We start from the raw sequence: 12,747 nt of genomic DNA on the forward strand, positions 1-12,747 counted from the left end.
GTTACAGCCCGAGAACCTGCGGCATGGTGTAGCGCCCGGGCTCCTTGCCCAGCAGCCATTCCGCCGCGCGCACCGCGCCCTTGGCAAAGATCGCGCGGTTTTCGGCCAAGTGCGAAAGCGAGAGGCGTTCGTTGTCGGCAAGGAAATGCACGGTGTGATCGCCCGCGACGCTACCGCCACGCAGCGAGGCAAACCCGATCGTTCCGGGCTTGCGCACTCCGGTGATGCCGTCGCGACCGCGAACCGCCTCTTCAGCCAGATGCACGCCGCGTCCGCCAGCAGCAGCTTCGCCCAGAAGCAGCGCGGTGCCAGAAGGCGCATCGACTTTCATCCGGTGGTGCGTCTCGACAATCTCGATGTCCCAGTCCTCGCCGAGCCGCGCAGCGGCCTCGCGAACGAGGTGCGCGAGCAAGGTGACGCCGAGCGAGGTATTGCCTGTCTGCAGGACGGGAATGCTGACTGCAGCGGCATCGATCAGCCAGTGGTGGCGCTCCCCCAGCCCGGTGGTGCCGACCACGATCGGGATACCGGCATGGATCGCTGCATCGAGGTTGAATTCGAGAGCGGTCGGTGCCGAGAAATCGACAAGGACCTCAGCCTGCGCCGCCAGCGCCCGGACGTCGCCGTCCTTGTCGATGCCGCCGACATAGTCGTGGCCAGCCGCTGTGATCGCTGCCTGAAGGGCATTGCCCATGCGTCCGGCACTGCCGATAATTCCGATTCTTGGCATTGCTTACCCCATTCCTGCCGTGCTTCATGGTCGCGATGAAACGCTCGCGCAATATCGTCATTCTCACCGGGGCCGGAATTTCGGCGGAATCGGGTATCGATACCTTCCGCAGCGCTGGGGGTCTGTGGGAACAGCACCGCGTCGAAGATGTCGCAACGCCCGAGGCCTTCGCGCGCGACCCCGACCTCGTCCTGCGTTTCTACGACATGCGGCGCGAGGCGATCCAGACCAAGGAACCGAACCCCGCGCATCTGGCGCTGGCGCGGCTCGACCGGGAATGGCCGAAGCGCGACGGCGGCCAGGTGCTGATCGTGACGCAGAACGTCGATGATCTGCACGAGCGCGGCGGCGCGCTGAACGTTCTCCACATGCATGGCGAGCACCTCAACGCGTGGTGCTTGGCCTGTGACTCCCGCCCCCGCTGGACCGGGACGTTAATCGACCGACCACCCTGCCCTGTATGCTCCGAGCCAGCGCTGCGTCCCGATATCGTATGGTTCGGCGAAGTCCCGTATCGCATGGATGAGATCTACGAAGCAGTGGCCGCCGCCGATCTGTTCGTGTCGATAGGCACATCGGGCGCGGTCTATCCGGCGGCGGGTCTGGTGCGGACCGCGCGCGAACTGGGGCTGCAGACGCTGGAGCTCAATCTGGAGCGCAGCCAAGGGTCGGCATGGTTCGACGAGACGCGGTTGGGGCCGGCCAGCGAGATCGTGCCGGCATGGGTGGACGAACTGCTAGGCTGAGTTGCAGCCCCGGCACTCCGGATCCTTGGCGATACGCATCGTGCGCAAGCCGGGCTTGAGGCCGTCGAGCACATGCAACTGGCCCCACTGCGGGTCGCCCAGCGTCGAGACACCCTCCAAAAGCACGCGCATTGCCGCCATCGCGCCGAATGCGCCGACCATGCCAACCATGGCGCCCAGCACGCCCTGATCGGCGCACGAATCGCAATCCTCGGCATCGAACGCATCGCCAACGAAGCAGCGGTAGCAGGAATGACCTTCGCGATGCCCGGCGAAGTTGGCGACCTGTCCCTGGAAGCGGCCGAGTGCAGCGGAGGTCAGCGGGATGCCTGCCGCAACGCAGGCGTCGGAAACGGCCAGCCGGGTGGCGAAGTTGTCGCAACCGTCGAGCACCACATCGGCCCCTGCGATCAGACTGGCGGCATTGTCGCGGGTGATGCGGGTCTGATGCGCGATGACGTTCAGCGCGGGATCGAAGCGGGCGACCCAGCGTGCTGCTGCCGCCGCCTTGGGCTGACCAATGTCGACCTCCGTGAAGATCGTCTGGCGCTGGAGGTTCGAGGCTTCGACCAGATCGTCGTCGATCAGCGTCAGCCGGCCGATACCCGCGCCCGCAAGGTACTGCAGCACCGGACTGCCGATGCCGCCCATGCCGACCAACACGACGTGGCTTGAAGCAAGCCGGGACTGCCCCATCGCCCCGACTTCAGGAAGGACGATATGGCGGGCGAAGCGGTCTAGGCGGTCCGGGGTCATGCGGTGGGGTTAGGGGGTGATGCGGAAAAGAGAAAGGGGTTCGCGCAGAGACGCTGAGGAGAAGGAGGGTGCTGAGATGTCGCTTGCTGTCGCCACCCAATCGCTTCGCATGATCGAGCCATTTTCGGTGGCTGCGCCGCTGGCTCTCCTCACTTTCTCAGCGTTCTCTGCTTCCTCTGCGCGAAACGCCTTAAACCCTTCAGTCTTCCAGCTGGCGCAGCAGGCTCCGCACGTCGCCGTCCATGTCGGCGTCGCGCGTGCGCAGGTCCTCGATCAGGCGGACGGCGTGGATTACGGTCGAGTGATCGCGACCGCCGAACTTGCGACCGATCTCCGGGTACGAGCGCGGCGTCAGCACCTTGGCGAGGTACATCGCCACCTGACGCGGGCGCACGACCGCGCGGGCGCGGCGCTTGGACGCCATTTCAGTGCGGTCGACGCGGTAGAACTGGCAGACCGTGCGCTGGATCTCGTCGATCGTGATCCGGCGGCGGTTGGCCGAGAGAATATCGGTCAGCTGTTCTTCGGCCAGTTGCAGCGAAACCGGCTGGCCGGTCAGCTGGGCATAGGCGATCAGCTTGTTGAGGCCGCCGACGAGCTCGCGCACGTTGCGGTTGATCGTCCGGCCAAGGAACTCGACCACATCCGACGGCACTTGCGTGTTGCCAAACCGGGCAAGACGATGCTCGAGGATCTTGCGGCGCAGTTCGATGTCGGCCGGCTGTATATCGGCGACCAGACCCATCGACAGGCGTGAGAGCAGGCGCTGTTCGACACCGTCCAGGGCCTGCGGCGCGCGGTCGGCAGCAACCACGAGACGCTTTCCCGCGCTCATCAGCGCGTCGATCGTGTGGAGGAATTCCTCCTGCGTCGAGGACTTGCCGATGATGAACTGGATATCGTCAACCAGCAGCATGTCGAAACCACGCAGCCGCGACTTGAACTCGATCATCTCGTTCGAGCGCATCGCCTGGACGAATTCGATCATGAAGCGTTCGGCCGAACAGTAGAAGATGCGCGCGCCCGGCTTGTTGGCGGCAAAGGCGTGACCGATTGCGTGGAGCAGGTGCGTTTTGCCCTGTCCGGTCGAGCCCTTGAGATAGAGCGGCGAGAACTGCGGAGTTTCGATCGCCGCCATGCGCTGCGCCGCGTTGACCGCGAGCACGTTGGCCGTGCCGGGGACGAATTCGGCAAAAGTCAGCGATGGATCGAGGCCCGAGAGCGCGCCGTCGGCCATGACCGGCGACATTGCCTGATGCGCTGCGATGCGCGGCTGAATGGCGGCCTCGGCACCGATGCGCAGCTCAGGCAGCGAGCGTCGGCGCGGATGCACCGTGACGCGCACCTGGCGCACTTCGGAACGGGCGATCTTCCATGCCAGGCTCAGGCGATCGGCAAAGCGATCCGCGACCCAGTTCGCCGAGAACTCGGTGGGCAGGAACAAGTCGAGCGTTCCGGTCTCCTTGCAGAACGAACCGAGCTGGATCGGCTTGATCCACTGCGCATGGAGTTGCGGCCCCAAGTCCTTCTTCAGACCCTGGCTGATGTCGGCCCAGTCCGCTGCCAGATCCAGCGCTTCCTGGTCTTCGATCATCACGTTGTCCCGCCCTTTTTTGTTGGCCTGATTGCGTTCGCCACGCGCGAGATTCAGCGCTGCGGCGTTGGCAGCTAGTGCCTGCTGGTTGGCGGTTACCATTGCGAATTCGTCCATCTTCACGCGTTCGCTGTCCCGACTACCGAAGCCTGTATGAACCTACGGTTCAGACAGACATGACCTACCCCACCCGTCGCACAGGATGTGCAACAGGCCGTATACTGTGCGATCTAAAATGACGCGCCGGATGAGAGTGATTCCCCGCCCCCCGGTCCGACCTGTCTATTGGCGCATGGGCCTATCGCGCAACCGGCCAGTCGCAAAAAAACTGAAATAAATGCCCTTGACTCGCCAAGGCCCGCAGAACTGCATCAAGCCATTGATAAGTAACTGTTTTTAACTATTGGCTCGCCGAATCGCGTAGTTTCCGTGACTTGTTGCGACTGCACACTGTAACATTACGGCGAATACCTACGCGGCGTCCGAACAAACGAAAATGGCCAGCGCACGAAGCGCCGGCCATGTTCTGCCTTTGTGCACGGTAAGCGGGCAGTCCGATCGCCTCTGCGACTGGAAGGCCGATTCGCCGATCAGCGAATCAGAGTGCAGCGACCCGCTTGGTCAGACGCGACATCTTGCGAGCGACGGTGTTCTTGTGGATCACGCCGCGAGCGATACCGCGCGCCAGTTCAGGCTGTGCTTCCTTCAGCGCTTCAGCCGCAGCCGTCTTGTCACCACCCTCGAGCGCGGATTCGACCTTCTTGACGAAGGTACGGATGCGCGAGAGACGGTTGCCGTTGATTTCGGCGCGACGGTCGTTGCGGCGGATGCGCTTGCGGGCTTGCGGCGAGTTGGCCATGTTTCTGTGTTTCTCGTCCTCTGGCGGGCCGCACGGCGGGCCGCTGAAATCTCATGGGTTTGGCGATAAGCTACCGCCGGAAAGCGCGGCCCTTAGCGGGCAGGCTCCGAATCGTCAACAGATTCGACGAAGCTCGACTTGCAGGCCATTGCGCGGCTTGGGGATCGGCCAAGCCTGCCACGATGGTTCATGGCCTGCCGGGAGGGTTACCTCATAGCGGGTGAGAATGTGGCTGACCAGCAGCTTCACCTGCATATAGGCAAAGTGCAGCCCGAGACACATGTGCGCGCCACCACCGAATGGCACCCAGGCGTATTTGTGGCGCCCGGCCGAATTTTCAGGCGTAAAGCGCAACGGATCGAATATTTCCGGGCGGGGCCAGTGCAGCGGGTCCATGTGCACAGCGGCTGGACTGATCCCGACCGGCGTTCCGGCCGGGATGGCAAAGCCGCCGAACGTGAAATCCCGCAAGGCCCGGCGCGGCATGTTCGGGACCGGCGGCATAAAGCGCAGTGCCTCCTTGAACGCCAGTTCGGTCAGTTCCATCCGGCCCAGGTCGTCATAAGCCAAGGGCAGGCCATCGCCCCCGGTGACTGCACGCGCTTCGGCGCGCAGGCGATCCTGCCAGTCGGGATTCTTCGCGAGTTGCCAGAACAGCACCGTGGCCGAACTGGTGATTGTGTCATGCGCGGCCATCATCAGGAAGATCATGTGATCGACCACCACGTCTTCGGGAAGGAGCGAGCCATCTTCGCGCGTGGCCAGCGCGAACTGGCTGAACATATCCTGCCCCGGATTGCTACGCCGTTCGCGCACCAGCTTGCCGAAATAGTCGGTCATGAGCCGACGCCCGGCTACGCCCCGGCCCATTTTGGTGAATGGCAGGGGGCGGCGCACGACGCCGACCGAGGCCTGGACCATATCGACGAAAGCCTTGTTCAGCGCATCGGCTTGCGGCCCCAGCGGAAGGCCGAGGAAGCTGGCGGCGGCTGTGTCCAGCGTCAGCGCCTTGATCGCATCGTAGAGCCTGGTCGCGCCGCCCCATTGCTCGACCGCACTTGCGATACCGGCGTTGAGCACGCTGCAATAGGCGCGCATCGGTTCGGGCTTGAATGCGATCGACAGCGCGCGGCGGTCGACGCGGTGCGCCTCGAAATCCAACAGCATCAGCCCGCGCGGAAACAGCAGGTTGAGCATCGGACCCCAGCCCTGCTCGTTCGAGAACAGCTTGTCGCGATCGAACAGCACCAATTCGTTGGCGTCTGCGCCCATCAGGTTGACGCCGCGCCGCCCGAAGCTGCGCGCACGATAGACCGGCCCGTAAGTCTCGGTCATCCGCCGCTGGAAACCGAGCGGATCGGACAGTTGCATGATCGTGGTGCCCAGTACCGGCCAGCCGTCTTCACCAGGGATGTGATCGAGCTTGTGCTCCCCACCCAGCCGTACCCAGTGCGGGTTGGCGCGTTCAGTGTGACGGTCGGTCTGCAGATCGGGCGCAAGCGTGGCCATGGTCTCTCCGCCAAGGTGTTAATCGGACAATTAACACGGCTGTCAGCAGAGTCAAACCGGGGTGGTCAGATCCATCCGGCCAGTTCACGCCGGGTCAGGGCTTCGAGCATTGCCATGCCGTCATCGCCGGTATTGAGACAGGCGAGCGAGGCGAAATGCGTGCCCCCTGCCGCGACGAAATCATCGCGCCCGCGAATGGCCAGCTCCTCGAGCGTTTCGAGACAATCGGCGGAAAAGCCGGGCGCGGCAATAGCGATGCGCTTCGTGCCCTTGCGCCCCTCGGCGATCAGCACCGTGTCCGTCGCCGGTTCAAGCCACTTGGCGCGGCCGAAGCGCGACTGAAAGGTGGTTTCGATGCGCAAGTCGGGATGGCTCTGCGCGAACCTTTCACCAACCAGGCGCGAGGTCTTGCGGCAGTGGCAGTGGTAGGGATCGCCCAGATGCAGCGTGCGTTCGGGCATCCCGTGGTAAGACAGCAGCAGCAGTTCGGGCACGAAATCGAGGGCTTCGATCTGGCGCGACAGATCTGCGTGGAGCGCCGCGATATAGGCCGGATCGTCGTGATAGGGGGGCAGCGTGCGCAGCGCGGGCAAGCGGCGACGCGCCTTGATCCAATCGGCCAGCGCATCGAGCGCCGAGGCGGTCGTCGCGCCCGAATAGTGTGGATAGAGCGGGGCGACGAGGATGCGTTCGCAGCCCATCGCCAGCAAGGCATCGAGTTCCTTGTCCATCGCGGGCGACTGGTAGCGCATCGCGTGGCGCACGATCGCCGCATCGCCCAACCGGCTCTGCAGCGCACGCGCCTGTCCGGCGGTGATCGCGGCGAGCGGCGAGCCCTCGTCGGTCCAGACTTGCGCGTAGGCGTGGGCAGACTTTTTCGGTCGGGTATTGAGGATGATCCCGCGCAGGATTGGCTGCCAGGCGATTGCCGGAATCTCGACCACGCGCTTGTCCGAAAGGAACTGCTTGAGGTAGCGCTTGACCGACTTGGCATCGGGCGCGTCGGGCGTGCCGAGGTTGACGAGAAGCACGCCGACCTTGCCGGTGAGGATCGTCGGGTGGTCTGCGGGGCGGTCCATCAAAGTCCTTCGGAAATCAGCGGCAGGCGGCGGAAGCGCGCACCCGTGGCTGAAAAAAGCGCGTTGGCAACGGCAGGGGCGACCGCGACCATTCCCAGTTCGCCGGGATCGAACGGCTGTTCGTTGCTGTCGGCAAAGGCAATATCGACCTTCGGGCAATCGGCCAGCAAGGGCAGCCCGAGTTGCGACAGGCGACCTGCAAGCGGGCGCCCCTTGGCATAGCCGCTCGAACCGCCGACCGCGTGGGCGAGGCCGAACATCAAGCCGCCCTCGATCTGCTGGCGCGCTATGTCCATGTTCACGATCCGCCCGATGTCGACGAAAGCGCTGAGCCGTTCGACCCGCACCACGCCTGCTTCCTGACGCGCTGTGGCGACGACAGCGATGTGGCCCGAGCGCACCGTGTCATCGGCGGTGGCAAGGTCCATGCGGTGACAGGCGATGCCCTGCCCCGACGCCTCGATCCCGCCGCCCCATTGCGCCAATCGGGCGACGCCGGTCAGGCAAGCGACGAGGCGCGGCTCGCCGTCGAGCATGCCGACGCGGAACGAAAGCGGCTCCCTACCCGCGAGATGCGCCATTTCATCGACGAAGCTTTCGGTGAAGAATGCGGTGTAGCCGTGCGCCTGTCCGCGGAACCGGGCGGTCGGCAGGCCAAGCGCGAGCGGGACGTGATCGACCGCCTTTTCCGGAATGCGATAGCGCGGCATCGCACCTTCGCAGGCCATCGGATCGGCGCGGTCCTGCAGGTCGAGCGCATTCCCTACGCCCCACCCGTCGAGCAGGCGTGCACCGGATTCGCGCACCGTGGCGGGTACTGCGAGCTTGGCGCGCCAGCCGAGGACGCGCGACTTGTCGGGGCTCAAGGCCCCATCGAGCTGTGCCGAGAGCGGGGTGCGGGGAATTCCCGCGAGCGATTCCTGCCAGCGCGAACAGGTCAGTTGCACCGGCTTGCCGAGCGTCGTAGCGATCGCGGCGACCTCGGCAGCGATGCGCACGTCGAGCCGCGCGTCAAAGCTGCCGCCAGCGTGGAGGGGATAAACGATGACGTCGTGCCGCGGCAGATTTGCAGCCCTTGCGGCGGCACGCCTTGCCCGTTCGGGGGCCTGGGTGGCGATCCACAATTCGAGCTTGCCCTGCCGCATCCGTGCGGTGGCGCTGGCGGTTTCGAGGGGCGCATGGAACGCAGGCTCGACATCGTAGCGCGCCGAAAGAGCGGGCTTTTGCAGCAGCGCATCGGGATCGCCCTCGGCGGAGATGCGCGTGGCCTCGCCTCTGGTCAGGGCCTTGTCGAGCGCGAGCAGAACCTTTTCGCTGTCGGCAATCGGACCATCGGCCTTGAAGCGCGGCTCCATCGCGCGAACGGCTTTGTCAGCCGCAAACCAGTTTGTCGCGGCAGCCGCGAGCCAGCGTTTGGCGCGAACGACTCCAACCAGACCGCGTACCGTGGCGGCGGCCTGCTTGTCGTAGCTCGACAGCAGGCTCGACCCTTGCGGGCCGTGTGCGATGGCGGCGAAGACCATGCCGGGCAGGCGTATGTCACCGGCGAAATTGAAGCTTCCATCGACCTTGGCAGGCAGGTCAAGCCGGGGATGGGACGCAGGGAAACCCTCGGGGAACTGCCCGGGACGCTGGCGCGGAGGTTCGGCACGCAGCACTGGCGGATCGGGCGGATCGTAGGCCACCGCGCTATCGAGCAGTTCGGCAAAGGACAGCCGCTTGTTGCCGTGGATAACGACGCTGTTTCGCGTCTCGCATTCCTCCCAGCCGACGCCCCATTTGTCGGCCGCAGCCTGCGCCATCAACGCGCGCAGAGCAGCGCCGGCCTCACGCAAAGGCGTCTCGAAAGCGGCGAGCGCCGTGCCATCGGCGGTAATCATCATCGGCCCGCGCTCGGCATGGAGGCGCGGCAAGATACCGGCGGGGTCATCACCCAGCGAGGCGAATGCGGGCATCCATAAGGGTGCCCATTTCGCCGAGAGCACGGGGTCGGCGTAAGCGGGGCTGATCGGTGCGGCTTCGACCGCGACCTTGCGCCAGTCTGCACCTGCTTCCTGCGCGACGATCTGCGCAACAAGCGTGGTGATGCCCTGCCCCATTTCGCAGAACGGCACCGCGACGGTCAGGATGCAGTCGGACTTGCCGCCCGGTCCCCTCACCTTGCCCAGCTTGAGGAAGGCATCGACAACGTGTTCACCCTTGCCCGCGACGAGCGGCACAGCGTGGCGGCGCGGGATCAGCGGGAAGGCGATCAGCAGCGCCCCGCCGACCCCTGCTCCGACCAGCAGCCCTCGCCGCGTCAGGCGCATCGCGCTCAGCGTTGCCCGTCGAGCCAGGCGAGCACGCCGCGCGCAATCGAGGCGAAGGCTTCGGCTTGCGGACCGTCACCGGCTGCGGGAGGATTGCCTGCATCGCTGTCCTGCCGGATCGACAGATCGAGCGGGATGCGCCCGAGGAACGGCAGGCCCATCGTGCGGGCGGCAGCTTCCGCACCGCCATTGCCGAACGGGTCGCTTTCCTCGCCACAGTGAGGGCAGATGTAGCCCGCCATGTTCTCGACCATGCCGACGAGCGGGACCTTGGCCTGCTCGAACAGTCCAATCGCGCGGGTGGCGTCCATCAGCGCGAGGTCCTGAGGGGTCGAGACGATCACCGCGCCAGCGGGCTTGTGCTTAGCGAGCATGGATAGCTGGACGTCGCCCGTGCCCGGCGGGAGGTCGACGACGATGATCTCGGTCTCGCCCCAGTGCGCATCGATCAACTGTTCGAGCGCCTTGCCCGCCATCGGCCCGCGCCACGCGATGGCCTGGCCGGGTTCGACGAGGTGCCCCATCGACAGCATCGGCACGCCGTAGGGACTGGGCACCGGGATCATCTTGTTGCCCTCAGCCTCGGGACGGCGACCCTCGGTGGACAGCAGACGCGGCTGCGACGGGCCGTAGATATCGGCATCGACCAGCCCGACCTTGCGCCCGAGGCGGGCCATGGCCACCGCGAGGTTGGCTGAAAGCGTCGACTTGCCGACGCCGCCCTTGCCCGAACCGACTGCAATGATCTGGCGTGCCTTGCGTTCGGCGGTCATGCCGAGGCGCACTTCGGCAGCGCCAGCCTTGCGCGCGGCATCGCGTACCGCCATTTCGAGCTTGTCGCGGTCCAACCGTTCGAGCCCACCGACTTCCAGCATGATCGTGGCAATGCCGTCAGCAAGCTTCAACGATTGCAGACGATCGCCCGCCGCGCCCATAACCGCTTCGCGCAAGGTTTGTTCTTCGATACTCAAGCCCGGTTCCCCGCTGATGACGTGCCCGCCTCCTAGCAGATGAATTTTGGGGAATGGACACTGTTTTTCGCGCGATCTGTTCCTATAACAACACGCATGACAGAACTGGGCGGTTGGATCGCGCGTATTGGCCGGGAGCGCGGCTTTTTCATGGCAGGCAAGAAGAGCCCGTGGGGTTCGGGCGGCGACGAGCCGCCGACTTCGGGTGACAAGGGTGACAGCCCGCCCTCAGGATCGCCCACGCCTCCAGCAGATGGACCGCGCAATCCATGGCTGCCCCCGCAGTCGGGCGAGCCGCCGCGCCGTGGACCGAACATCGAAGACATCTTTCGTGCCCGCAAGGGTGGCGGCGGTGGTGGGGGAGGCAATGGACCGACCATGCCGCGCCTGCCGCAACGGCCCGATGGAAAGTCATGGGCACCGATCGGCATTGGTCTGGTGATCGCAATATGGCTCGGCACGTCGATGGTCCACCGCATCGCCCCGCAAGAAAAGGCAGTGGTCACCACGTTCGGATCCTATTCCAGGACGCTCGATTCCGGCATGACCGTGACGCTGCCGTGGCCGATCCAGTCGGTGAACGTCCAGGACGTGACCTCGATCCGCCGCGAATCGATCCCCGAAGGCGATGGCGAGAAGCTGATGCTGACCGCTGATCAGAACCTGGTCGACCTGACCTATCTGGTGCGCTGGAACATCAAGGATCTGAAGCAATACACGTTCCAGCTGGCCGACCCCGACCAGACCGTGCGCGAGGTGGCCGAGGCGGCGATGCGCCAGTCGATCGCCGAGGTGAACCTGAACGACGCGATGGGTTCGGGCCGCCAGCAGATCGAACAGAATGTGCGCGACCGCATGCAGAAGGTGCTCGACGCCTATCGCTCGGGCGTGTCGATCCAGGGCGTCGATATCAAGAAAACCGATCCGCCGACCAAGGTGGTGGACGCGTTCAAGGAAGTGCTTGCCTCGCAACAGGACGCGCAGAGCGAGATCAACCGGGCGCAGGCATGGGCGCAGCAGTTGACCGCGCGCGCGGGCGGCGAGGCAACCGCGTTCGACAAGGTTTACGAGCAGTACCGGCTCGCACCCGAAGTGACGCGCCGCCGCATGTATTACGAGACGATGGAGCGCGTGCTGAGCCAGACCGACAAGGTCATCCTCGAATCACCCAATGTGCAGTCCTATCTGCCGCTTCCCGAAATGAAGCGCACGCAGACCAAGCCTGCCGAGGGGGGTAACTGAGATGAACGCCGTGCAAACCGTGTGGCAGGACCACAAGATCGCGATCATCGCCGCATTCGTCGCGCTGCTGGCGCTGGCGAGCTGCTTCACCGTGGTCGATGAAAAGACCCAGGCCGTGATCATCCGGCTCGGCGAGCCCAATCGCGTGGTCAACAAGTTCAAGCCGAATGCCGACTTCGGCCAGACCGGCGCGGGCATCGTGCTGCGCATTCCGTTCATGGAGCAGATCGTCGAAGTCGACAGACGCATCCTCGATCTCGACATGGAGCGCCAGCAGGTACTCTCCGCCGACCAGCGTCGTCTCGAAGTCGATGCCTTCGCGCGGTTCCGGATCATCGATCCGGTGCGTCTGGTGCAGACCGCCGGGACGACCGAGCGCGTGACCGAGCAGCTACAGCCGATTCTCAATTCGGCACTTCGGCAGGAACTGGGCAAGCGCACGTTCACGGCCTTGCTGACCGCCGACCGTGGCCGCGCGATGGAGCAGATCCGCGCCGGGCTCGACCGTGAAGCGCGTGAATATGGCGCCCAGATCATCGATGTGCGGATCAAGCGCGCCGACCTGCCCGAAGGCACCCCGCTCGAATCGGCATTCACCCGCATGGCGACCGCACGCCAGCAGGAAGCCGCCACGATCCGCGCACAGGGCCAGAAGACCGCGGCAATCATTCGCGCGACCGCCGAAGCGACGGCGGCGAAGACGTATGCCGATGCGTTCAACAAGGACCCGGCGTTCTACGACTTCTACCGCGCAATGCAGAGCTACGACGCGACATTCTCGCAGAAGGGCTCGACCACATCGATCGTGCTCTCGCCCGAGAACGAGTATCTCAAGCAATTCCGGGGCAAATAAGTCCCCCAAGCGTTGCAGCACCACGAAACGTGCCGTCGTTCAAAATCCGTTCAGGCAGATCGGCGTGAATCGGCGGTGAGATTTGAGAAGCGTCATGGC

The 12,747-nt window shown here is 64.9% G+C and carries 11 protein-coding genes; 3 read left to right on the plus strand and 8 right to left on the minus strand.

Going from position 1 to position 12,747, the window contains the following annotated elements; translation table 11 throughout:
- Position 1: 1 nt before the first annotated feature.
- Complete coding sequence (dapB, locus tag GGQ88_RS04875) at positions 2 to 730, minus strand: 4-hydroxy-tetrahydrodipicolinate reductase (protein ID WP_183612021.1); 729 nt, start codon at positions 728 to 730, stop codon at positions 2 to 4.
- Between the two features lie 35 nt (positions 731 to 765).
- Here dapB and GGQ88_RS04880 point away from each other — a divergent pair, with 35 nt between their 5' ends.
- Entirely contained in the window at positions 766 to 1,476 is a 711-nt protein-coding gene (locus tag GGQ88_RS04880; RefSeq protein ID WP_183612442.1) for an NAD-dependent deacylase, read from the plus strand.
- Here the strand turns inward: GGQ88_RS04880 and GGQ88_RS04885 are convergent.
- From GGQ88_RS04885 to GGQ88_RS04915, 7 genes are all read right to left on the minus strand, one after another.
- Positions 1,468 to 2,232, minus strand: a complete 765-nt coding sequence (locus GGQ88_RS04885) for a HesA/MoeB/ThiF family protein (protein WP_183612022.1) — start codon at positions 2,230 to 2,232, stop codon at positions 1,468 to 1,470. The two genes, GGQ88_RS04880 and GGQ88_RS04885, sit on opposite strands and share 9 nt — an antisense overlap.
- Before the next feature lie 199 nt (positions 2,233 to 2,431).
- Complete coding sequence (dnaA, locus tag GGQ88_RS04890) at positions 2,432 to 3,826, minus strand: chromosomal replication initiator protein DnaA (RefSeq protein WP_183612443.1); 1,395 nt, start codon at positions 3,824 to 3,826, stop codon at positions 2,432 to 2,434.
- Positions 3,827 to 4,424: 598 nt separating this feature from the next.
- Positions 4,425 to 4,685: a 30S ribosomal protein S20 gene (rpsT, locus tag GGQ88_RS04895; protein ID WP_183612023.1), complete on the minus strand. Its 261-nt coding sequence runs from the start codon at positions 4,683 to 4,685 to the stop codon at positions 4,425 to 4,427.
- 114 nt (positions 4,686 to 4,799) lie between these two features.
- Positions 4,800 to 6,194, minus strand: coding sequence for a cytochrome P450 (locus GGQ88_RS04900; RefSeq protein WP_183612024.1), 1,395 nt, complete (start codon positions 6,192 to 6,194; stop codon positions 4,800 to 4,802).
- A 65-nt stretch (positions 6,195 to 6,259) separates the two neighbouring features.
- Positions 6,260 to 7,273 carry a ferrochelatase gene (gene hemH / locus GGQ88_RS04905; protein ID WP_183612025.1) on the minus strand — a complete coding sequence of 338 codons (1,014 nt, stop codon included), beginning with the start codon at positions 7,271 to 7,273 and terminating at the stop codon, positions 6,260 to 6,262.
- Positions 7,273 to 9,582 carry a molybdopterin cofactor-binding domain-containing protein gene (locus GGQ88_RS04910; protein WP_183612026.1) on the minus strand — a complete coding sequence of 770 codons (2,310 nt, stop codon included), beginning with the start codon at positions 9,580 to 9,582 and terminating at the stop codon, positions 7,273 to 7,275. Before GGQ88_RS04910 ends, hemH begins: the two co-directional genes overlap by 1 nt.
- A 5-nt stretch (positions 9,583 to 9,587) precedes the next feature.
- Positions 9,588 to 10,355, minus strand: coding sequence for an Mrp/NBP35 family ATP-binding protein (locus GGQ88_RS04915; RefSeq protein ID WP_246385593.1), 768 nt, complete (start codon positions 10,353 to 10,355; stop codon positions 9,588 to 9,590).
- A gap of 348 nt (positions 10,356 to 10,703) precedes the next feature.
- Between GGQ88_RS04915 and hflK the strand changes: the two genes are divergently transcribed.
- Together hflK and hflC are read left to right on the plus strand one after the other, a co-directional pair.
- Positions 10,704 to 11,795 carry an FtsH protease activity modulator HflK gene (gene hflK / locus GGQ88_RS04920; RefSeq protein WP_183612445.1) on the plus strand — a complete coding sequence of 364 codons (1,092 nt, stop codon included), beginning with the start codon at positions 10,704 to 10,706 and terminating at the stop codon, positions 11,793 to 11,795.
- A gap of 1 nt (position 11,796) precedes the next feature.
- Positions 11,797 to 12,648 carry a protease modulator HflC gene (gene hflC, locus GGQ88_RS04925; RefSeq protein ID WP_183612027.1) on the plus strand — a complete coding sequence of 284 codons (852 nt, stop codon included), beginning with the start codon at positions 11,797 to 11,799 and terminating at the stop codon, positions 12,646 to 12,648.
- The last annotated feature ends 99 nt before the right edge of the window (positions 12,649 to 12,747 follow it).

Origin of the sequence: Novosphingobium hassiacum, assembly GCF_014196055.1 — a bacterium.
Classification (GTDB): Bacteria; Pseudomonadota; Alphaproteobacteria; order Sphingomonadales; family Sphingomonadaceae; genus Novosphingobium; species Novosphingobium hassiacum.

Bases quoted from the DNA above. Each gene is read 5' to 3' on its own strand.
- hemH (WP_183612025.1), bottom strand. From the start codon at position 7,273: ATGGACCGCCCCGCAGACCACCCGACGATCCTCACCGGCAAGGTCGGC.
- GGQ88_RS04885 (WP_183612022.1), bottom strand. From the start codon at position 2,232: ATGACCCCGGACCGCCTAGACCGCTTCGCCCGCCATATCGTCCTTCCT.
- GGQ88_RS04880 (WP_183612442.1), top strand. From the start codon at position 766: ATGAAACGCTCGCGCAATATCGTCATTCTCACCGGGGCCGGAATTTCG.
- GGQ88_RS04900 (WP_183612024.1), bottom strand. From the start codon at position 6,194: ATGGCCACGCTTGCGCCCGATCTGCAGACCGACCGTCACACTGAACGC.
- dnaA (WP_183612443.1), bottom strand. From the start codon at position 3,826: ATGATCGAAGACCAGGAAGCGCTGGATCTGGCAGCGGACTGGGCCGAC.
- dapB (WP_183612021.1), bottom strand. From the start codon at position 730: ATGCCAAGAATCGGAATTATCGGCAGTGCCGGACGCATGGGCAATGCC.
- GGQ88_RS04910 (WP_183612026.1), bottom strand. From the start codon at position 9,582: ATGCGCCTGACGCGGCGAGGGCTGCTGGTCGGAGCAGGGGTCGGCGGG.
- hflC (WP_183612027.1), top strand. From the start codon at position 11,797: ATGAACGCCGTGCAAACCGTGTGGCAGGACCACAAGATCGCGATCATC.
- rpsT (WP_183612023.1), bottom strand. From the start codon at position 4,685: ATGGCCAACTCGCCGCAAGCCCGCAAGCGCATCCGCCGCAACGACCGT.
- hflK (WP_183612445.1), top strand. From the start codon at position 10,704: ATGGCAGGCAAGAAGAGCCCGTGGGGTTCGGGCGGCGACGAGCCGCCG.
- GGQ88_RS04915 (WP_246385593.1), bottom strand. From the start codon at position 10,355: ATGACCGCCGAACGCAAGGCACGCCAGATCATTGCAGTCGGTTCGGGC.